19 protein-coding genes are annotated in these 21,924 nt (G+C 36.1%); 17 read left to right on the top strand and 2 right to left on the bottom strand.

Translation table 11 applies throughout. The features are described from left to right. Nucleotides 1-32 precede the first annotated feature (32 nt). The 7 genes from BN55_RS09425 (at nt 33) to whiA (ending at nt 10,293) form a co-directional block, all read left to right on the top strand. Entirely contained in the window at nt 33-1,757 is a 1,725-nt protein-coding gene (locus tag BN55_RS09425; RefSeq protein ID WP_008471921.1) for a phospho-sugar mutase, read from the top strand. Between the two features lie 100 nt (nt 1,758-1,857). Next, nucleotides 1,858-3,903: an excinuclease ABC subunit UvrB gene (gene uvrB, locus BN55_RS09420; protein ID WP_008471920.1), complete on the top strand. Its 2,046-nt coding sequence runs from the start codon at nt 1,858-1,860 to the stop codon at nt 3,901-3,903. Further along, nucleotides 3,893-6,742, top strand: a complete 2,850-nt coding sequence (uvrA, locus tag BN55_RS09415; RefSeq protein WP_008471919.1) for an excinuclease ABC subunit UvrA — start codon at nt 3,893-3,895, stop codon at nt 6,740-6,742. Before uvrB ends, uvrA begins: the two co-directional genes overlap by 11 nt. A 45-nt stretch (nt 6,743-6,787) precedes the next feature. After that, entirely contained in the window at nt 6,788-7,330 is a 543-nt protein-coding gene (locus BN55_RS09410) for an HdeD family acid-resistance protein (RefSeq protein ID WP_008471918.1), read from the top strand. A gap of 96 nt (nt 7,331-7,426) precedes the next feature. Then, nucleotides 7,427-8,302, top strand: coding sequence for an RNase adapter RapZ (rapZ, locus tag BN55_RS09405; protein WP_008471917.1), 876 nt, complete (start codon nt 7,427-7,429; stop codon nt 8,300-8,302). Between the two features lie 15 nt (nt 8,303-8,317). Further along, nucleotides 8,318-9,352: a gluconeogenesis factor YvcK family protein gene (locus BN55_RS09400; RefSeq protein WP_008471916.1), complete on the top strand. Its 1,035-nt coding sequence runs from the start codon at nt 8,318-8,320 to the stop codon at nt 9,350-9,352. Continuing rightward, nucleotides 9,352-10,293 carry a DNA-binding protein WhiA gene (whiA, locus tag BN55_RS09395; RefSeq protein WP_008471915.1) on the top strand — a complete coding sequence of 314 codons (942 nt, stop codon included), beginning with the start codon at nt 9,352-9,354 and terminating at the stop codon, nt 10,291-10,293. Before BN55_RS09400 ends, whiA begins: the two co-directional genes overlap by 1 nt. 36 nt (nt 10,294-10,329) lie before the next feature. On the opposite strand, the gene clpP is transcribed toward whiA, so the two are convergent. Continuing rightward, entirely contained in the window at nt 10,330-10,914 is a 585-nt protein-coding gene (clpP, locus tag BN55_RS09390; protein ID WP_008471913.1) for an ATP-dependent Clp endopeptidase proteolytic subunit ClpP, read from the bottom strand. 437 nt (nt 10,915-11,351) lie between these two features. Here clpP and BN55_RS09385 point away from each other — a divergent pair, with 437 nt between their 5' ends. From BN55_RS09385 to BN55_RS09340, 10 genes are all read left to right on the top strand, one after another. Then, nucleotides 11,352-12,383 (top strand): sugar-binding transcriptional regulator, encoded by a 1,032-nt coding sequence (locus BN55_RS09385; RefSeq protein ID WP_008471911.1) that lies wholly within the window; start codon nt 11,352-11,354, stop codon nt 12,381-12,383. Between the two features lie 51 nt (nt 12,384-12,434). Continuing rightward, nucleotides 12,435-13,451 carry a type I glyceraldehyde-3-phosphate dehydrogenase gene (gap, locus tag BN55_RS09380; RefSeq protein ID WP_040469590.1) on the top strand — a complete coding sequence of 339 codons (1,017 nt, stop codon included), beginning with the start codon at nt 12,435-12,437 and terminating at the stop codon, nt 13,449-13,451. A gap of 107 nt (nt 13,452-13,558) precedes the next feature. Continuing rightward, on the top strand, nt 13,559-14,773 hold the full coding sequence (locus tag BN55_RS09375) for a phosphoglycerate kinase (protein ID WP_008471909.1): 1,215 nt from the start codon (nt 13,559-13,561) through the stop codon (nt 14,771-14,773). Nucleotides 14,774-14,792: 19 nt separating this feature from the next. After that, on the top strand, nt 14,793-15,548 hold the full coding sequence (gene tpiA, locus BN55_RS09370) for a triose-phosphate isomerase (RefSeq protein ID WP_008471908.1): 756 nt from the start codon (nt 14,793-14,795) through the stop codon (nt 15,546-15,548). Between the two features lie 51 nt (nt 15,549-15,599). Next, nucleotides 15,600-16,898, top strand: a complete 1,299-nt coding sequence (eno, locus tag BN55_RS09365; protein WP_008471907.1) for a phosphopyruvate hydratase — start codon at nt 15,600-15,602, stop codon at nt 16,896-16,898. 148 nt (nt 16,899-17,046) lie between these two features. Next, nucleotides 17,047-17,280 (top strand): preprotein translocase subunit SecG, encoded by a 234-nt coding sequence (gene secG, locus BN55_RS09360; protein ID WP_008471906.1) that lies wholly within the window; start codon nt 17,047-17,049, stop codon nt 17,278-17,280. Between the two features lie 69 nt (nt 17,281-17,349). Beyond that, nucleotides 17,350-19,674, top strand: a complete 2,325-nt coding sequence (gene rnr, locus BN55_RS09355; protein ID WP_008471905.1) for a ribonuclease R — start codon at nt 17,350-17,352, stop codon at nt 19,672-19,674. A gap of 9 nt (nt 19,675-19,683) precedes the next feature. Continuing rightward, the gene (gene smpB, locus BN55_RS09350) at nt 19,684-20,142 is read left to right on the top strand and encodes an SsrA-binding protein SmpB (protein WP_008471904.1); all 459 of its coding nucleotides are present in this window, start codon (nt 19,684-19,686) and stop codon (nt 20,140-20,142) included. Nucleotides 20,143-20,145: 3 nt separating this feature from the next. Next, the gene (locus tag BN55_RS09345) at nt 20,146-20,712 is read left to right on the top strand and encodes a GNAT family N-acetyltransferase (RefSeq protein WP_008471902.1); all 567 of its coding nucleotides are present in this window, start codon (nt 20,146-20,148) and stop codon (nt 20,710-20,712) included. Nucleotides 20,713-20,823: 111 nt separating this feature from the next. Further along, nucleotides 20,824-21,414 carry a hypothetical protein gene (locus BN55_RS09340; protein WP_008471901.1) on the top strand — a complete coding sequence of 197 codons (591 nt, stop codon included), beginning with the start codon at nt 20,824-20,826 and terminating at the stop codon, nt 21,412-21,414. On the opposite strand, the gene BN55_RS09335 is transcribed toward BN55_RS09340, so the two are convergent. Then, on the bottom strand, nt 21,411-21,923 hold the full coding sequence (locus tag BN55_RS09335) for an LURP-one-related/scramblase family protein (RefSeq protein WP_008471900.1): 513 nt from the start codon (nt 21,921-21,923) through the stop codon (nt 21,411-21,413). The genes BN55_RS09340 and BN55_RS09335 overlap by 4 nt on opposite strands. Nucleotide 21,924: the final 1 nt, after the last annotated feature.

Raw genomic sequence — 21,924 nt, 5'->3', positions numbered from 1 at the left:
TAAGTACTAATAAGATGGAATAGAGGAAACATATGAACGCACAAGATAATTTGGCAAAGTGGGAAAATACTACAAAACTTCCAAAGTATTTAAAAGATCAATTAACTGAACTTAGCAAAGACTCAAGCTGGGTTGAAGATGCTTTTAGCCAAGATATCAATTTTGGAACTGCTGGTATGCGCGGACGTTTAGAACCAGGTACTAACAGAATTAACTTATTTACAGTTGGCCGTGTTACTGAAGGACTCGCACTCTTAATTGAAGAAAATGGCGAAGAGGCTAAAAAGCGTGGAGTGGCAATTTCTTTTGATTCGCGCTATCACTCACGTGATTTTGCCCAACACGCTGCACAAATTTTGGGTAAGCATGGAATTCAAGTTTACTTATTTGACGACCTACGTCCTACTCCAGAACTTTCATTTGCTGTTCGCCACTTACATACTTTTGCTGGAATTAACATTACTGCTTCTCATAATGCTAAACAATATAACGGATATAAAGTATACGGCGAAGACGGTGCTCAAATGGCACCTGATAATGCTGATCGCTTATTTAGCTATGCTCAAAAAGTTGACGACATTTTTAGCGTAGAAACTGCACCAGTTGAGCAATTACGTGCTGATGGCACTTTACAATTAATTGGTGAAGATGTTGATGAAGCATATTTAGCACATTTAAAAGAAGTTACTGTTGACCCTGAAATGGTTAAAGCAAATGCTGATAAATTGAAGATTATTTACACTCCATTGCATGGTACGGGCAAGATGCTTTATGATCGTGCATTCAGACAAGGAGGATTTGATAATGTAATTCCAGTTCCAAGTCAATCAATTATTGATCCAGAATTTCCAACCACAATTAAGCCAAATCCTGAATATCGGGATGTATTTGAACCAGGATTTAAATTAGCTAATAAAGTAGATGCTAATGTTATTATTGCAACTGATCCTGACGCCGATAGAATGGGCGCCGCTGTTAGAAAAAATAATGGCGACTTCCAAGTGTTAACTGGAAATCAAATTGCTACTTTGATGGCATATTATTTATTAGTTCATATGAAAGAAAACGGCACCTTGTCTTCCGATTATGAATTAGTAACTTCAGTTGTATCAAGTGCTCTTCCATTTAAGATTGCTGATGATTTTGGAATTAAAACTAAGCATGTTTTGACTGGATTTAAGTACATCGGCGAAGAAGTTGACCGCATGAACAAAGAAAAAGACGGCAAATTTTTAATGGGCTTTGAAGAAAGTTATGGTTACTTGTTTAAGCCGTTTGCTAGAGATAAAGATGCGATGCAAGGAGCCTTAATGTTTGCGGAAGTTGCAAGTTACTATGCTTCTAAAGGTATGACTGTTTTTGATGGTTTACAAGAAATTTGGCAAAAGTACGGCGTTGCTTATGAAATTACAAAGGCTGTTGAAATGCCTGGTATCGGCGGCCAAAAGAAGATGGCTGAATTAATGAGTAAATTGCGTAAAAAGCATTTAACTGAAATTAACGGTACTAAAGTAGTTAAGATTCAAGACTTTGAAACTCAAGAAACTATTGAAGATGGCAAGAAGACTCCATTAACCGGCTTTCCTAAATCAAATGTTTTGAAATACTTCTTAGATGATGAAACTTGGGTTGCTCTTCGTCCATCAGGAACTGAGCCTGTAATTAAGGCTTATGTTGGTGTAAATAAGAAAGATATTGAAACTGCTGAAAAAGCAGCACAAGAATATCAAGAGGTCTTAGCTAAGCTTTTAAAATAAAAGTTAAATAACGTGCGAAAGTACGTTCGATGTAGTAAAATAATATTAATTAAGTTAAAGTTGGGCTTTGGTCCAACTTTTTTTGCGGAGGACAAGAATAATGATTAGACGTCAAAAAGATCGTAAATTCGAGCTTGTCTCAAAATTCAAACCTGCTGGCGACCAGCAACAAGCTATTGATAAATTGACTGCTGGCTTCAAGCAGGGAGAAAAACAACAGATATTAGAAGGTGCAACCGGTACTGGGAAGACCTTTACTATGGCGAATGTTATCGCGCGTTTGAATAAACCTACTCTAGTTATTTCTCATAATAAGACTTTAGTAGGGCAGCTATACGGCGAATTTAAGGATTTTTTTCCTAATAATGCTGTAGAATACTTTGTTTCATACTATGATTATTATCAGCCTGAAGCCTATGTTCCGAGTTCTGACACCTATATTGAAAAAGATTCATCAATTAATGATGAAATAGACCAATTGCGTCACGCAGCTACTTCAGCCTTGATGGAACGTAACGATACGATTGTCGTTGCATCTGTTTCATCTATTTTTGGTTTGGGTGATCCAAATGAGTATGCCAAAAGTGTTATTTCATTGCGTGAGGGACAAGAATATAGTCGTGATTTGTTATTACGTGATTTAGTAAATATTCAATATGATCGCAACGATATCGATTTTCAGAGAGGTCGCTTCAGAGTTAGAGGCGATATAGTAGAAATTTTTCCTGCTGGAAATTCAGAGCATTCATTTAGAATTGAATTTTTTGGCGATGAAATCGATCGAATTACTGAGGTAGATTCTTTAACTGGTGAAATCATTGGCGAAAGAGAGCAAGTATCGCTGTTTCCTGCGACCCACTTTATGACCAATGATGAAAAAATGCAGCGTGCTTTAGCCGGGATAAAAGATGAAATGAATCTTCAAGTGAAAAAGTTTGAAGGTGAAGGAAAACTCCTTGAGGCGCAACGTATTAAACAGCGTACTACTTATGATATTGAAATGATGAGTGAAGTTGGATATACCAACGGTATTGAAAACTATTCTCGTTATATGGATGGTCGAAAAGCAGGCGAGCCGCCGTATACTTTGCTTGATTTCTTCCCGGATGATTTCTTGATTTTGATTGATGAATCACACGCAACAATGCCAGAAATCAAGGCTATGTATAATGGGGATCGCAAACGAAAAGAAACTTTAATTGATTACGGTTTTCGTCTTCCGTCTGCTTTAGATAACCGTCCATTAAAGCTGGAAGAATTTGAAAAACATGTTAATCAAATTATGTATGTTTCTGCAACTCCCGGCGATTATGAGTTAAGTCAAACTGATCATAAAGTAGAACAAATTATCAGACCCACTGGATTGCTTGATCCTAAGATTGATGTTCGGCCAATTGATGGTCAAATCGACGATTTAGTTGGAGAAATCAACAAGCGTATTGATAAAAATGAGCGTGTCTTCGTAACTACTTTGACTAAGAAAATGGCTGAAGATCTTACTGATTATTTGAAGGATCTGGGAATCAAAGTTAGATATCTCCATTCTGATATCAAGACTTTAGAAAGAATGCAAATTATTAGAGATTTGCGGTTAGGAAAATTCGATGTCTTAATCGGAATAAACCTGTTAAGAGAAGGTATCGATGTGCCTGAAGTTTCACTTGTTGCAATCTTGGACGCAGATAAAGAAGGCTTTTTGCGTTCAACTCGGCCGTTAGTTCAGACGATTGGGCGTGCTGCACGTAACGCAAATGGACAAGTAATTATGTATGCCGATACGATAACCGATTCGATGAAAGAAGCTATCGATGCTACTAATAGACGGCGTCAGCTTCAAATGCAGTTTAACAAAGAACATGGCATTACTCCTAAAACAATTGTTAAACCAATTCGTGATGTGATTTCTGCTACTAAAGTTAGCGAAGATGAATCTGATAATAAAGAAAGCTTTAGCGATCTTAACTTTGATGAATTGACTAAGAAGCAAAAGCAAACTATGATCAAGAACTTGACTGCACAAATGCAAGAAGCAGCTAAAAAGCTTGATTTTGAAGAGGCTGCCAATTTGCGTGATGCAATTATGGATTTGAAAAAGCAAGTTACTAATAAAAAGACAAGAAAAGGCTCAAAAATAAATGGTAAATGATAAAATTGTCATTCATGGTGCACGTGAACATAATTTAAAAGATATCAGTTTAACCATTCCTAAAGATAAGCTTGTAGTTGTTACCGGATTATCTGGTTCAGGAAAAAGTTCTTTGGCTTTTGATACTTTGTATGCTGAAGGGCGACGTAGATATGTTGAATCTTTATCGAGTTATGCTAGACAATTTTTAGGTCAAATGGATAAAGCTGACGTTGATTCAATTGATGGGTTAAATCCAGCTATTTCTATCGACCAAAAAACTACTTCTCACAATCCGCGTTCAACAGTTGGAACAGTTACTGAGATTAACGATTATTTGAGATTGTTGTGGGCGCGTGTTGGAAAACCTATTTGTCCTAACGATGGTACTTTGATCGAAAGTCAAAGCGTGGATCAAATGGTAGATCGAGTTATGCAGCTGCCAGAAAGATCAAAGATTCAAGTATTATCGCCTGTCATTCGTGCAAAACGTGGTGAGCATAAAGAAGTCTTTAAGCGTATCCAAAGAGCGGGATATGTAAGAGTTATTGTTGATGGTGAGATGCATGATATCAGTGAAGGATTTGAATTGGATAAAAATAAAAAGCATTCAATTGATATTGTGGTCGATCGTTTGGTTGTAAAAGACAGCATTCGTAGTCGTCTGTTTGATTCAATTGAAGCTGCACTCAGACTTTCTGAAGGCTACATGGATATTGATATTATTGGCGATAAGAAAATTAATTTTTCTGAGTTTTATGCTTGTCCTAAGTGTGGTTTTACTGTTGGAGAAATGGAGCCACGACTTTTCTCATTTAATGCACCGTTTGGCGCTTGCAGCAATTGCGATGGGTTAGGAATGAAGCTAGCAGTTGACGAAGATTTAGTTATTCCAGATAAAAGTTTAACTTTGCAGCAAGGCGCATTAATTCCTTGGAAAAATTCTAAGTATTATACTGAAATGCTAACTCAAGCTTGCGAAGCACTAAAAATTCCAATGGATAAGCCTTTTTCAAAATTAACTAAAAAGCAAAAAGACACTATCTTATACGGTAGCAAGAAGAAAATTAAGTTTCATCTTCATGGAGATTTCGGTGTTAATGATACAACTCAAGAATTTGAAGGTATCATTAATAATATTGATCGACGCTATAATCATCCAATGTCGAGCTTTATGCGGGATGCAATGGGTAAGTATATGACTGAATTAACGTGCCCAGTTTGTCATGGAAAGCGATTAAATGAAAAAGCATTAGCTGTAAAAGTAAATGGGTTAGATATTGCTCAAGCATCCGATCTTTCCATAGAAATAGCTTTGAAATTTTTTGAAGCGGTTAAACTTTCTGATCAAGATGTAATGATCGCTAAGCCAATTTTAAAAGAAGTCGATGATCGTTTAACTTTCTTGATAAATGTTGGATTAGATTATTTAACGCTTTCGCGATCTGCCAGAACTCTTTCAGGTGGAGAGGCCCAACGTATTAGATTAGCTACTCAAATTGGCTCAAATTTATCTGGGGTAATGTATATCTTAGATGAGCCTTCTATTGGTTTGCATCAAAGAGATAATGATCGTTTGATTTCTTCTTTAAAGAAAATGCGTGATTTAGGCAATTCATTAATTGTTGTTGAACATGACGATGAAACAATGAAGCAGGCCGATTATCTAATTGATATGGGACCAGGTGCTGGAGTATATGGTGGTCAAGTAATGGCTGCTGGTACTCCACAAGAAGTAATGAAAAATCCAAATTCTTTAACTGGTCAGTATCTTTCAGGCAAAAAATTTGTACCCGTTCCTTTGCAGCGCAGAAAAGGAAATGGTAAAGCTATTAAAATTAAAGGTGCTCAAGAAAACAATCTTAAAGATATCGACGTAAGTTTTCCACTTGGAAAATTTGTAGTAGTTACTGGAGTTTCTGGTTCAGGAAAATCAACTTTAGTTAATTTAATTTTGAAAAGAGCCTTGGCTCAAAAATTAAATAATAACTCTGAAAAGCCGGGTAAGTATAAATCAATTTCTGGCTATAAAAATATTGAAAAAATAATCGATATTGATCAAAGTCCAATCGGAAGAACTCCACGGAGTAATCCAGCAACTTATACTTCGGTATTTGATGATATTCGTGCTTTATTTGCTCAAACTAATGAAGCAAAAATGCGTGGCTATACTAAGGCAAGATTTTCATTTAATGTTAAAGGTGGACGTTGTGAAGCTTGTCATGGTGACGGAATCATCAAGATCGAAATGAATTTCTTACCGGATGTATATGTTCCGTGTGAAGTATGTCATGGTACACGTTATAATTCTGAAACTTTAGAAGTTACATATCGTGAAAAAAATATTGCTCAAGTTTTAGATATGACAATTAATGAAGCATGCAAGTTCTTTGAAAATATTCCAAAGATTCATCGCAAATTGCAAACTATAGTTGATGTTGGTTTAGGCTACGTAAAATTGGGCCAATCAGCAACAACTTTGTCTGGTGGAGAAGCTCAAAGAATGAAATTAGCTGGTGAATTGCAAAAATTATCTACTGGCAATAATTTTTATATTCTCGACGAACCAACAACGGGTTTGCATACTGATGACATCAAGCGCTTGTTAGAAGTGCTCCAGCGCTTAGTGGATGAAGGAAATACAGTCTTAATTATCGAACATAATTTAGATGTTATTAAAAATGCGGATTGGTTAATTGATTTAGGTCCTGAAGGAGGAGAAGGTGGCGGACAAATCGTAGCTACTGGTACTCCTGAAGATGTTGTGAAAGTTAAAGAAAGTTATACCGGTCAATATCTTAAACCTGTACTTGAAAGAGACACCAAGCTAACTAAAGAAAATAAAGCTTCAAGAATTTAAAATTTTTATAAAGAAGAGTAAAATATCAGCAGGGAGGAAATAAAAATGAATAATTTTTCTGGCTCTGATAAGCATCAAGGTTTTGACTGGGGTGCTTTAGTCGGAGGTATTTTACTAGTCGTAGCTGGTATTCTTGTAATGAGTTATCCTGATAGAAGTTTTAAAACTTTTGTTTTCTTATTTGGTATTCTTTCAATCATGCAAGGTATTTTATGGATTTCAGCTTACTCAAGATTTAGAAACTTATTTGATTTAAGCTGGGTTACCGTCTTATCTGGTATTATTGATATTATTATCGGTATTTTATTCTTGGCTTCTAGAGCAGTAGGTGGGTTAACTTTAGCAATTCTGTTTGCAATTTGGTTCTTAGTTGACTCTATTGTAGGAATTGTATTTTCTGTTCATTTGCGTCAATATTCAACTGGATACTTTATCTTTAGTTTGATTTTAAGTATTATCAGTTTAATCATTGCGATTGTAATGCTCTTTAACCCAGTTATTGCAGCAATTACAATGGTTTATCTAGTTGCGTTCTGGCTACTTGTATTTGGATTCAACGAAATCATGATGGCTTGGATGCATCGTTAATTTTTAAAAGTCTCAGGAAACTGAGACTTTTTTTATGCAATCAAGTAAAATGGAACACCCGGTGTGTTATAATTCTTAAAGTTAGGAGGCAATATTATGTCTGACCAAAAAAAACAACTATTAATTGTTACCGGAATGAGCGGTGCAGGTAAAACAGTTGCAATTAAATCTTTAGAGGATATGGGTTATTTTGTTGTGGATAATCTTCCTCCTGAGCTGTTAGGAAGCTTTTGGGAATTAATCAATAGTTCTGACGACTTTAGTAAAGTTGCAGTTGTTATTGACTTGAGAGCTCGCAGTTTTTACAAAGATTTAAAAACAGAAGTTAACTCTTTAGAAGACAGTCAAAATGTGCAATCTACAATTGTTTTCTTAGATGCATCTGATGATGCGCTAGTTTCAAGATATAAAGAAACACGTCGCTTGCCACCGCTTGCTCATAAAGGACGACTTTTAGATGGTATTCAACAAGAAAGAGCAATTTTAAGCGATATTAAAAATATTGCGAATATTATCATTGATACCTCAAATTTGACTCCTAAACAGTTAAAAGCAAAATTAATTGATAAATTTAGTGATAATCATAAACGTACTTTTTCAATTGAAGTTATGAGTTTTGGCTTTAAGTACGGAATTCCAATTGATGCGGATGTGGTAATGGATGTACGTTTTTTACCAAACCCATTTTATATTCCACAATTAAAACCATTTACTGGGCTAGATCGTAAAGTTTTTAACTACGTAATGGATAAACCAGAAACTAAAATCTTTTATGCTAAGTTTTTGGATATGTTAGAGACAGCTATACCTGGTTACATCAAAGAAGGAAAAGAAAAATTAACTATTGCCATCGGTTGTACTGGTGGTCAACACAGAAGTGTTTCAATTGCTAGACAGCTAGCAGTTGATTTATCTAAAAAGTATCCAGTTGACATTTCTCACCGTGAGATAAGTCGATATATTAGAAAATAGGAAGGAGACCTTTTTATGGCTTATGGCGAAAATAAAATAGTTCGTGTCATAAAAGGTAGACGTCCCAAAATAGTAGTTATTGGTGGTGGGACAGGGCTGCCAGTGATATTGAATGCATTAAAAGAACAAAATGCGGAAATTACTGCAATCGTAACTGTTGCCGATGATGGTGGCTCCTCTGGTGCAATCAGAAATTATATTAACGTTGTACCACCTGGTGATATTAGAAATGTTTTAGTTTCATTATCTGATATTCCTCAAGCAGAAAAAGAAATTTTTCAATATCGTTTTAATTCGTCCGATAACTTTTTTGCAGGACATGCGATTGGAAATTTAATTATTGCTGCTTTAAACGAAATGCGTGGAAATATCTTTGATGCAGTTCAAGCTTTAAGCAAGATGATGCATGTTGATGGAAGAATTTTTCCAGCATCAAACGAACCATTAACTTTGAATGCTGAATTCGTTGATGGAACTATTCAAGCCGGTGAAACTGAAATCACCTCAAAAGATAAAAGAATCAAGCGTGTTTGGGTAACTGATAGCGATAGTGATCAAACTCCTGAGGCAGTATTGCCAGTTTTAGCTGCGATTATGCAAGCTGATGCCGTTGTGTTAGGACCAGGTAGCTTATTTACTTCTATTTTGCCTAATTTAATGATTCCTAATTTAGGACAAGCTGTTAGAGAAACTAAGGCTGAAGTCATCTATATTTGCAATATCATGACTCAGCAAGGTGAAACTGACCACTTTACCGCAGCTGATCATGTGCGTGTTATTAATGAACATTTAGGTGGCCATTATATAGACACTGCCTTAGTTAATGGAGCTCAAATCGACATGTCAAAATTTAATCCTGCAGATTATGATGCATATTTAGAGCCTGTGACCATGGATTTTAAGGGGCTAAGAGAGCAAGACTGTCGTGTGATAACTTCGGACTTTATTGATCAGCATAGTGGCTTAGTATTTCATGATGGTAAAAAAGTGGCCGATGAAATTTTGAACTTGGCATTTGAAGCTTATAGTCGGCGAAAGCAGGAATCGTAATGGGATCATATGCTAGTGATGTAAAAAAAGAACTCACTAGTTTACCTGTTCATCCAGAGCATGCCAAAGCTGAATTGGCAGCTTTTTTAAGAATGAATGGTACGCTAGGAGTTCATGATCGCCATTTTAATTTAGACATTGTGACTGAAAATCCTGCCATAGCTCGCCGAATTTTTTCCTTAATTAAAACTGCCTATGGCATAGAACCGTTATTGATCGTTTCTAAAAAAATGAAATTAAAGAAAAATTATCAATATTTGGTTCGCCTGCAAAAAGACGTCAATTATATCTTAAAGGATCTGCAAGTTATTGATGATGAATTAGGATTAGTCACTGGAATTCCAAGAAAGATTATGGATTCCGAGCAGAGAGCGATGTCATATTTGAGAGGTGCTTTTCTTGCTTCGGGAAGTGTGAATAATCCAGAAACTAGTCGCTATCACTTAGAGATTTATTCATTATATGAAAATCATAATAATGATTTAGCTGAATTAATGAATAAATATTTTTACTTGAACGCTAAAAAAACTAAAAGGCGCAGTGGACATATTGTGTATCTCAAAGAGGCAGAAAAGATTGGTGATTTTTTACATGTAGTTGGTGCTGTAAATGCAATGCTTGCTTTTGAAGATTTGCGGATTATGAGAGATATGCGTAATTCCGTAAATCGATTAGTAAATTGTGATACAGCTAATTTAAAAAAGACTGCTAATGCAGCAGCTAAACAAGTTGAAGATATTCAGTTATTGAAAGAAAATGGTGGATTAGATAATCTACCTGAAAAATTATCTATTCTTGCACGTTTTAGACTAGAAAATCCGGAATTGTCTTTAAAAGAAGTGGCGCAAAGAGTTCCTGACGGTCCAATTTCGAAATCCGGGGTGAATCATCGTTTTCATAAAATTCATGAACTTGCTGAAAAAATTAGAGTAAAAAAATAAGAGTCGCATTTGCGACTCTTATTTTTTTAACTAATATTATTTCTTTTTGTTAACCATGATTTCATCGATTAAACCGTAATCCTTAGCTTCTTGAGCACTAAGATAATTATCACGTTCAGTATCTTTTTGAATCTTTTCTAATGGTTGACCAGTAGTTTCGTGCAGGATTTCGTTAATCTTTTTACGACTCTTTAGGATTTCGTTGGCAGCAATTTGAATATCAGTTTGTTGTCCCTGAGCACCGCCTAAAGGTTGGTGGATTAAAACAGTTGAGTTAGGTAAGGCGAATCTCTTGCCCTTAGTTCCTGAAGTTAAAAGAATTGATGCCATAGATGCAGCCATACCAATTGCAATAGTAGATACGTCAGATTTAATAAAGTTCATAGTATCCATGATTGCTAAACCAGATGTAATTACACCACCTGGTGAGTTAATGTAAAGGGAAATGTCTTTAGTGTTGTCTTGTGCATCTAAGAATAATAATTGAGCGATGATTGAATTTGCCATTTGGTCGTTAATTTCACCGCTGAGCATAATAATTCTATCTTTTAAAAGTCGTGAATAAATGTCATATGCACGTTCACCACGTGCGGTTTGTTCGATAACTGTTGGTACGAGCATTAATTTTACCTCCTAAAAATAAAAATTAGCACTCTAATTAGTACAGTGCTAATTAAACCACACAAATGTTTATCGGTCAACTCTATTTAAATTAAAATAAAAGGCAAGCAGTCGAACGCTACTTGCCTTAAAAGTGCTCCCCCTCAGAGTCGAACTGAGATTTTAAGAACCGGAATCTTACGTGCGATCCATTACACTAAGGGAACATAACTAGATAATATTGTAACAAAAATTAAAGTTTACTCCAAGATAATTATGTTTTTATAAAGAGGCGTTTTGGGGTTGAATTCTAAAAAGCATATTGCTATACTAAAAATGTCGAAAAGAGAAGTGGAGAATTTGTGTTAATTCAACATTTCTCTAATATTTTTAGTGCTTTTGGGTCGCCAAGCGACACATCTTGGGACGAATTTGATCCCAATAGAAGGAGATAAGTTATGGACTCGGATTTAACCTTGTTGCAAAGCTTAGTTCCTGACATGCTGAAAATAGTTCGACAACGTTTCTTAGTTTTAGAACAAATTTCAATGCTAGCTCCAGTAGGCAGACGAACTGTAGCTCAAAAGTTGGGATTAAGCGAGAGAAATATCCGTACTGAAACCGATTATTTAAAGCAGCTCGGACTTATTGAAGTTAAAAGCTATGGAATGATTCTAACAGATAAAGGGGAGCGCACTTTAAAAGAAGCTGCGCCTTTGATCGATCGACTATATAATGCTAGTCAGATTGAAAGAAAATTAGCTAAAAAATTAGGTATTGAGCGAGTAATCGTTGTACCTGGAGATAGCGATCGTCAAAGCAGAGTGTTTGATTTGATGAGCGAAGAACTTAATTCAGCTCTGGATCTTTTATTACCATTAGGGAAGAATATCATCACTGTTTTGGGAGGTAAGACGACTGCACAAGTTGCAGCTCATTTATCTCCTAAGTTAAGTAGATATCGGGATTTGCTTTTTGTACCAGGACGTGGTGCTTTAGGTGAGAGTGTTGAGTTTCAAAGTAACACTGTTGCACAAGTAATGGCATCTCGCACTGGCGGAAAACATCAAGGTCTTTATTTACCAGAGAATGTTTCTGCTGAAGCTTTAAATTTATTAATTCAAGATTCAGACATTGCGAATGCGATTTCAAACATTTATAATAGTGATGTCGCCATTCATGGAGTCGGTTTAGCTGAAGAGATGGCTAAGCGACGTAATTTAGATGCAATTACTAAATCACGTCTTCGTGAAAAAGGCGCTGTGGCCGAATGTTTTGGGTATTTCTTCGACCAACAAGGCAGATTAGTTGAGAGAATTCCGCGAATTGGATTGCAATTGGAAGATCTTGACAAAATACCCCATGTATTTGCTATTGCCTCTGGCGCAAGCAAGGCTAAAGCAATTCGAGCTTACATGCATCATGCTCCAAAGCAGACGTGGTTAATCACGGATGAAGGAGCCTCAAATATGGTTTTAAAGGGGAAGTAATTCCCGTTTAAAATAAATTGTTACATAGATTCCTAAGGAGGAATATTGGATATGACAGTTAAAATTGGTATTAACGGTTTCGGCCGTATTGGTCGTTTAGCATTCCGTCGTATTATGGATTTAGGCGAAAAGTCTTCAGATATTGAAGTTGTTGCAATCAACGACTTAACTACTCCAGCACTTTTAGCACACTTACTTAAGTACGACTCAACTCATGGTACTTTCAACCACGAAGTTTCAGCAACTGAAGACTCAATCGTTGTAGACGGCAAGAAGTACCGTGTATACGCAGAACCACAAGCACAAAACATTCCTTGGGTTAAGAACGATGGTGTTGACTTCGTTCTTGAATGTACTGGTTTCTACACTAGCAAAGCTAAGTCAGAAGCTCACCTTAAGGCTGGTGCAAAGAGAGTTTTAATTTCTGCTCCTGCAGGTAACGACCTTAAGACTATTGTTTACGGTGTAAACGATGATACTTTAACTTCTGACGACAAGATCGTTTCAGCTGGTTCATGTACTACTAACTCATTGGCACCAATGGTTAATGCTTTACAAAAAGAATTTGGCATTGAAGTTGGTACTATGACTACTATCCACGCTTACACTTCAACTCAAATGATTTTGGATGGTCCTGTACGTGGTGGTAACTTACGTTCAGCACGTGCTGCTGCAATCAACATCATTCCTCACTCAACTGGTGCTGCTAAGGCTATTGGTCTTGTAATTCCAGAATTGAACGGTAAGTTGAACGGTCACGCACAACGTGTTCCAGTTCCAGATGGTTCTGTAACTGAATTAGTAACTATCTTAGGTAAAAGCGTAACTGCAGACGAAGTTAACGCAGCTATGAAGAAGTACGAAACTCCTTCATTTGAATACGATGACAACAACGTTGTTTCAAGCGATATCTTAGGTAGAACTGCTGGTTCAATCTTTGACCCAACTCAAACTATGGTAACTACTGCAGGTGACAAGCAATTAGTTAAGACTGTTGCTTGGTACGACAACGAATACTCATTCACTTGCCAAATGGTTCGTACTTTATTGAAATTTGCTACTCTTTAATCATTAATTTATTAATTATTTGATTATTAGTTTTGCAGAGAGAAGGCGGAGGGAATTGCTTCCTCCGCCTTTTTTCAAAGAGTCCATCATGGAGGTTTATTAGTTTAATGGCTAAATTAATTGTTTCAGATCTTAAAGATCTTAAAGGTAAAAAAGTATTAGTTCGTGTAGATTTTAATGTTCCAATTAAAAATGGTGTTATTGGTGATGACAACCGTATCGTTGCTGCATTGCCAACTATCAAGTACATCATTGAACATGGCGGTAAAGCAATTTTGCTTAGTCACTTGGGACGTGTTAAGTCAGATGCTGACAAGAAGGAATTATCTTTACGTCCAGTTGCAGAACGTTTAAGTGAATTATTAGACAAACCTGTAACTTTCGTACCTGAAAATGAAGGTAAAGAAGTTGAAGAAACCATCGATAACATGAAAGATGGCGATGTAATCGTTCTTGAAAACACTAGATTCCAAGATATTGATAACGACTTTGGTAAGCGCGAATCAAAGAACGATCCTAAACTTGGTGAATACTGGGCAAGCTTGGGCGATGTCTTTGTGAACGATGCATTTGGTACTGCGCACAGAAGCCACGCTTCAAATGTTGGTATCGCAACTGCTATGAAGAAGGCTGGTAAGCCTGCAGCAGCTGGCTACTTACTTGAAAAGGAAATCAAGTTCTTAGGGGATGCTGTTGAAAACCCAGTTCACCCATTTGTAACTATTCTTGGTGGGGCAAAGGTTTCAGACAAGATTGGTGTTATCGAAAACTTAATTCCTAAGTCAGATCACATTTTAATCGGTGGTGGTATGGCTTATACTTTCTTAGCTGCTCAAGGTCACAAGATTGGTAAATCATTATTTGAAGCTGACAAAGTTGATCTTGCTAAAGAATTATTAGAAAAAGCAGGCGACAAGATTGTATTGCCTGTAGATAATGTTGCAGCAACTGAATTCTCAAACGATGCTCCTCACGAAGTTGTTGGTGATGATATTCCTGATAACGAAATGGGTCTTGATATCGGTCCAAAGACTGTTGAAAAATTCAGAGAAATCTTAAAAGATGCAAAGACTGTTGTTTGGAATGGACCAATGGGTGCATTCGAAATGCCAAACTACGCTGAAGGTACTTTGGAAGTTGGTCGTGCATTAGCTGACTTGAAAGACGCTGTAACTATTATCGGTGGTGGTGACTCAACTGCAGCTGCTAAGCAATTGGGTATCGCTCCTAAGATTAGCCACATTTCTACTGGTGGTGGTGCTTCACTTAACTACCTTGAAGGTAAGGAATTACCAGGAATCGCTTGCGTTTCTGACAAGTAATATTAGGAGGAATTTTTAAATGCGTACACCAATTATTGCCGGTAACTGGAAGTTACATATGAACCCTGAACAAACAGTTGAATTTGTTAATGCAGTTAAGGGTAAGTTACCTGATCCAAGTAAAGTTGAATCAGTTATCGCTGCACCTGCAGTTGACCTTTATGTTTTAAAGAAGACTGCTGAAGGCTCAAATTTACATACTGGTGCAGAAAATGCATACTTTGAAGTTGAAGGTGCATTTACTGGTGAAACTTCACCTAAAGTTTTAAACGAAATGGGTATTGACTATTGTATTATTGGTCACTCAGAACGTCGTGGTTACTTCCACGAAACTGACGAAGACATTAACAAGAAAGCTAAGGCTTTGTTTGCTAATGGCGTTACTCCAATCATTTGCTGTGGTGAATCACTTGAAACTCGTGAAGCTAACAAGCAAGAAGAATGGGTAGTTGCTCAAATTAAAGCTGCTTTAGAAGGTTTAAGTGCAGATCAAGTTTCTAAACTTGTCATTGCTTACGAACCAATTTGGGCTATTGGTACTGGTAAAACTGCTTCTGCTGATCAAGCAGAAGAAATGTGTAAGACTATTCGTGAAACTGTAAAAGACTTGTACAACGAAGAAACTGCTGAAAACGTTCGTATTCAATACGGTGGTTCAGTAAAGCCAGCTAACGTAAAAGAATTAATGTCTAAACCTGATATTGATGGTGGTTTAGTTGGTGGAGCTTCACTTGATCCAGAATCATTCTTAGCTTTAGTTAACTACCAAGATTAATTTTTAATATTGTAAACAATTTATTTTAACGGATTATAAAGGAGAATTTCCATGTCTGTAATTACTGATATTCACGCACGTGAAGTGCTTGACTCTCGTGGTAACCCTACTGTTGAAGCTGAAGTTTATACTGAATTAGGTGGCTTTGGTCGTGCTATTGTTCCTTCTGGTGCATCTACTGGTGAACATGAAGCAGTTGAATTAAGAGATGGCGACAAGTCACGTTTTGGTGGTCAAGGAGTATTGACTGCTGTTGAAAACGTTAACGGTGAAATTGCTAAAGCTGTTATTGGCTTGGACGTTACTGATCAACGTTTAATTGACCAAACTATGTTAGATTTAGATGGTACTCCAAACAAAGGTCGCTTGGGTGCTAACGCAATCTTGTCAGTATCTTTGGCAAGTGCACGTGCTGCAGCAGATGAACTTGGTTTACCATTATACGAATACTTAGGTGGACCAAACGCTCATGTTTTACCAACCCCAATGATGAACGTTATTAACGGTGGTAAGCACGCAGATAACAATGTTGATATTCAAGAATTCATGATTATGCCGGTTGGTGCAAGCTCAATTCATGAAGCTGTAAGAATGGGTGCAGAAACTTTCCACACTTTGAAGGGAATTTTGCAAGAACGTGGTGAAGCAACTTCTGTTGGTGATGAAGGTGGTTTTGCTCCTAACTTGAAGAACAATGAAGAACCATTCGAAATCTTAGTAGAAGCTATTCAACGTGCTGGCTACAAGCCAGGTGAAGACATTGCTATTGCCTTTGACTGTGCTGCTTCAGAATTCTACAACAAGGAAACTAAGAAGTACGTTACTGTAGCAGATGGTCGTGAATACACTGCTGAAGAATGGACTTCATTAATTGAAGATTTAGTAGACAAGTACCCAGTAATTTCTGTTGAAGATCCTCTTGACGAAAATGATTGGGAAGGTTGGAAGACTTTCACTGATCGTTTAGGCAGTAAGGTTCAAATCGTTGGTGATGACTTATTCGTAACTAACACTAACTACTTGAAGAAGGGTATCCAAATGGGTGTAGCTAACTCAATTTTGATCAAGGTTAACCAAATTGGTACTTTGACTGAAACTTTTGATGCTATCGAAATGGCAAAAGAAGCTGGTTACACTGCAGTTGTTTCTCACCGTTCAGGTGAAACTGAAGATACTACTATTGCTGACTTGGTTGTTGCAACTAACGCTGGTCAAATTAAGACTGGTTCAATGTCAAGAACTGACAGAATTGCTAAATACAACCAATTAATGCGTATTGAAGAAGCTTTAGGTTCAACTAGCCAATACTTAGGTATTCATAGTTTCTACAACTTACACAAACAATTCTAATTGCTTGTTATATGAAAAAGGTCTCATTGAGGCCTTTTTCTTTTGCTCAAAAATAATATTTTAATTGGGACTAGTATTTTTCGCATTCTAATTTAATTTATGTTAAAATCGTATAGTAGTTAATATTTAGGCAATGGAGGCAGCGCTTTTGTATAACTTAGTCATGACGCTACTGATCATCGTTAGCTTTTTAATTATTATTGCAACGTTGATGCAGCCGCAGAAGCAACAAGACGCCTTAAACGCTTTATCGGGTGGTGCAGTATTTAGCGGCCAAACCAAAAAGCGCGGTTTTGAGGCTTTAATGGAGAAAATCACTGGAGTATTATTGGTGCTCTTCTTCATTTTCGCAATTATTTTGGCAATATTATCATCAAAGTAAATAAAAAGGCCGCCTGTTAGGACGGCTTTTTTCTTTTTTGCTTAAAAATTTTTATAATGAGGTGTTGAAATGACACAAAATGAACGTTTATTGGCTGGAGTATATGAAAACTTCCGCCATAATCCTCAAGCTCAATTTGATGTAGATGAATTAGAAAGAAATCTTAGTCGCGATCAAAGATTTGAGTTTTCTGAATTGGTAAAAGCTTTAACTTTTTTAGAGCATGAGAAGAAAATTATCACAGATGGCAAAGGAAAATATCAATTAAACCAAGAAAATATCGTTGTCGAAGGTGTTTTTAAGGCAAATGATAAGGGTTTTGGCTTTGTTAAATTGGATGACGAACAAGCTGAAGATGTATTCATTGATAAACATAACACTCAATTTGCTATAGATGGCGACCGTGTTCAAGTGAAAATTGTTGCTGGAGCTAATCCTTGGAATGGGAAAGGTCCAGAAGGCAAAGTTGAAAAAATCGTTGAGCGCGGCGTAGAAACTTTAGTAGGAGAGTTTCATCCTTATTCAGATGAAACTGCTCAAAAATCAGGTTTTATCGGTTATGTAACCAGTGAAAACCGAAAGCTAAAGAAATATAAGATCAATATCGCTGACACTGGAGTTAAGCCACAAATGGGCGATATGATCCAAATTTCAATTAAGAAGTATCCTGACGAAGATAACCCCGAAGAAATGCAAGCAGTAGCTTTGCAAACTATTGGTAACAAAAATGATCCTGGCGTCGATATTATGTCTATTGTTGTGGATAATGATATTCGAACTGAATGGCCTAAAGAAGCCATGGATCAAGCTAATAGCATCCCTGATCATGTAACGCCAGAAGATAAAAAAGGACGCGTTGATATCACAGATCAACCAGCAGTAACAATTGACGGGGATGATTCTAAGGACTTTGACGATGCAGTAGTTGTTGAAAAATTACCTAATGGCAACTATAAATTAGGTGTTCATATAGCTGATGTTTCTCATTATGTTAAAGAAGGCACCCCTTTAGATAAAGAAGCATTTGCGCGTGGCAACAGTACTTATTTAGTGGATCGAGTAATTCCAATGTTACCATTTAGACTTTCAAACGGAATCTGTTCTTTGAATGAAGGCGTTGAAAGATTAGTTTTATCCTGTGATATGGAAATTACTCCTGAAGGAAAAAGAGTGGGCTACAAGATTTATCCTTCAGTAATGAAATCTCATGGACGTTTGACTTATAACAAGGTAAATCAAACTTTGGATCCAAATCGTGATGATCCTGAAGAGGAAAAATATCATAAATTAAAGCCAATGCTTGAAGATATGGCTGAACTGCACAATATTTTGTACAAGAATCGTCATAAGCGTGGAGCAATTGACTTTGAAGAACCAGAAGCAAAGATTATTGTTGACGACAAAGGCAAGCCAACTGATATTGTCCTTCATGAACGTGGCACAGCTGAAAAAATGATTGAGTCATTTATGTTAATGGCTAATGAAACAGTCGCAGAAGATTACTATAAGAAGAATTTGCCGTTCTTATACCGTGTCCACGAAACTCCAGATCAAGAAAAAATGCAATCATTCTTTGAATTCGTCAGTGCATTTGGCTTAAATGTGAAGGCTGATCCAAGTGATGTGAAGCCTAAAGACTTACAAAAGATTGTTTCCAAGACTGAAGGTACTCCTGAAGAAGCAGTAGTCCAGATGATGATGCTTCGTAGTTTAAAGCAAGCTCACTATTCTCCAGATCCACTAGGTCACTTTGGTTTAGCAGCTGAATATTACACTCACTTTACTTCACCAATCAGACGTTATTCAGACCTCATGGTGCACAGAATGATTCATCAATATGCTGATCAAGGTCACGGTAAAGAAGTGCAAGCTCACTTTAAGTCAAAATTACCTGAAGTTGCTGAACAAACCTCAACTCAAGAAAGACGTTCAATTGACACTGAACGTAGCGTAAATGATTTGAAGATGACAGAATTTATGGCTGACAAGGTTGGACAAACATTTGATGCTATTGTTTCATCAGTAATCAGCTTTGGAATGTTTATTCAATTGCCAAATACTGTTGAAGGTTTAATTCACATCTCTAATTTGAATGATGATTACTATAATTTTGATGAAAAATCATTAACTTTAACCGGCCGTAATTCACATAAGCAGTTTAAGATTGGTATGCCAATCAAAGTTAAGTTAATTAGAGCTGATGTTGAACAACATCAAATTGACTTTGAAATTTATGACCCTGATGCACCTAAAAAAGCGCAATCTAGAGGAAATAGAGGTAAGCGTAGCTTTAATAAAAAGCGTCGTTCAAATAATCGCTTCTCTAATAATCGAAATAACGGATTTACAATTAGAAAGCGGACTAATGCCGCCGCTCGTGCAAAACGTAAATAATATATAGCTATGAAAGAAAAAACAGATAACTTAATTGCTCAAAATAAAAAAGCAGGTCATGATTATTTTATAAAAGAAACCTTGGAAGCAGGGATCGCTTTAACTGGGACAGAAATAAAGTCCATCAGAGCTAGAAGAATTAACTTGCGTGATGGTTACGTCCAGATAATTAATGGTAATGCTTATTTAGAAAACGTTCATATTAGTGAATATAAGCAAGGAAATATTTTTAATCATGATCCTTTAAGAAAACGCCAATTATTGCTGCATAAAAAGCAAATTACTCGTTTAGCGGGTATCCAAAGTCAACAAGGGATGACGATAATTCCATTAAAAGTTTATATTAAACATGGCTTTGCTAAAGTTTTAATTGGTGTAGGACAAGGTAAAAAGCAATACGATAAGCGTCAAACTATTAAAAAGCGAGATCAAGATCGAGAATTGCGTCGTAAGTATCGTGTGAGGTAAAAAATGATCAGAAAGGCTGAACGGAAAGATTTCCCTTTTATTTTTCCTATATTAAATCAAATATTTGAAGAAATGGATATGAAGACAATTAAAGCTTTGCCTGAAGGCCAATTCTATGATCTGATGAAACAAGCATTTTATTCAGATCATTATCGTTATTCTTTAAATCGAATTTGGGTTGCAACTGATGAAGATGATCGCCCAACAGGTTTAATTGATATGTATGGCTATGAAGATCAAAGCATAATCGATATGTCTTTAAGGCCTAGTTTAGCCAAGACTTTATTGCCTTTAGAAACAAAAATTTTTACTGATAAAGAGGCACTTCCAGGAGAATGGTATATTGATGCCTTGGCTGTAAATCCCAATCATTGGGGAGAAGGGATTGCTTCTTCTTTATTAGCAGTCGCCCCAAAAGTCGCTAAGGAAAAAGATTATAAAGTGGTTAGCTTAAATGTTGATCAAGATAACCCACGTGCACAACGCTTATATGAGTATAAAGGTTTTGAAACAGTGTCGACAATGAAAATTGGCGATCGAAAATATGACCATATGATAAAAAGAGTATAAATTCTATACTCTTTTTTATTTTTATGTTGCTTTATTTGATAGAATCTGGTATCTTAAAGTGCTTTATATATTAATAAAGCTAAAATATTAAGAAGATGAAAGGAGCAGTGTATGCCAATCAATTTTCGACATGCACAAAAGGTAATTTATAGTCATTTATCAGAGAAAGAGGTAACGTCGCTATCTATTTCGAAATTGCTAGAACAAGTTCCAGGATTTAATAGACAAGCTTTTTACAAGCAATATCATAATAAATTTTATTTCTTAGGAGTTTGTATCAATGCGATTGTTCGAGACGAATTAGCGTTTCATAATCACCCCAAGTTAAAAGATAACTTTTATGTGTTACTTCATCATATAAAACGTGAAGAAAGATTTTATACGAATGTCTATTCTTTGGTAAGAAATGCCTGTATTTGTGATCAATTACAAGATCATTTACATGATTTCGTTAAGGAAAAACAGAAAAACGATATCATTTTCTCAAAAGGAGTATTAAAAAAAGAAACCGATGCGATATATAAACGTATATATCATTGGGTTTCTCATAATTGTTATGAAGAAGTAAAGCAAATCTACAATGAATTAGGAACAAGTATGTCTCACGTAGAATACTTATGCGATTCGAAACTGCGTAATTCAGAAATTTTGATTAATTTTGAAAATAAATATTGGCAGACTTCTTCTGATAATTTAAGTTAGGCTGAAGCTGGTTTTTTTATTAAATTAAGCTGAGGTAACTTCAATGGTGTAGTATGCCATTGAGTGAATAAAATACTAATTAATAAAATGAAAGGAACATCTTCTGGCCGTGCAATTGAACAACATAACCCCGTCCCATCGAAAGTGACTAGTGTTTCAACGCTAGCCACTTTTTTTATGCCAGAATAAAATGAATAGTTGCCTTTTTTGATGTTGCCACTTACCCAGTAATTTAGTCGGGTAACATAAAACAGATTAGTTAAATGACTGTTAACTTTTTTGACTTTAACTAACGAGTGGTGAACAACATCGATTGTATATGAGCGAATTAGTTTAGAAGATTTATCAAGATATAAGCGACCAATTTCTTCATGGAAACTATTATATAAGATAATCGTATGATTTACATTGTCTAAATTTCCACAAATGAAGAAATCAGTCTTATGCTTTTTTTCAACGGGAATTTGACCTAATGTATTAGTCTTATTTAATAAAATATAATATTTCATG

Origin of the sequence: Lactobacillus hominis DSM 23910 = CRBIP 24.179 (genome assembly GCF_000296835.1) — a bacterium.
Classification (GTDB): Bacteria; Bacillota; Bacilli; order Lactobacillales; family Lactobacillaceae; genus Lactobacillus; species Lactobacillus hominis.
Note: the sequence above shows the minus strand (reverse complement) of the source record. Positions and strands in the feature narration are given on the sequence as shown.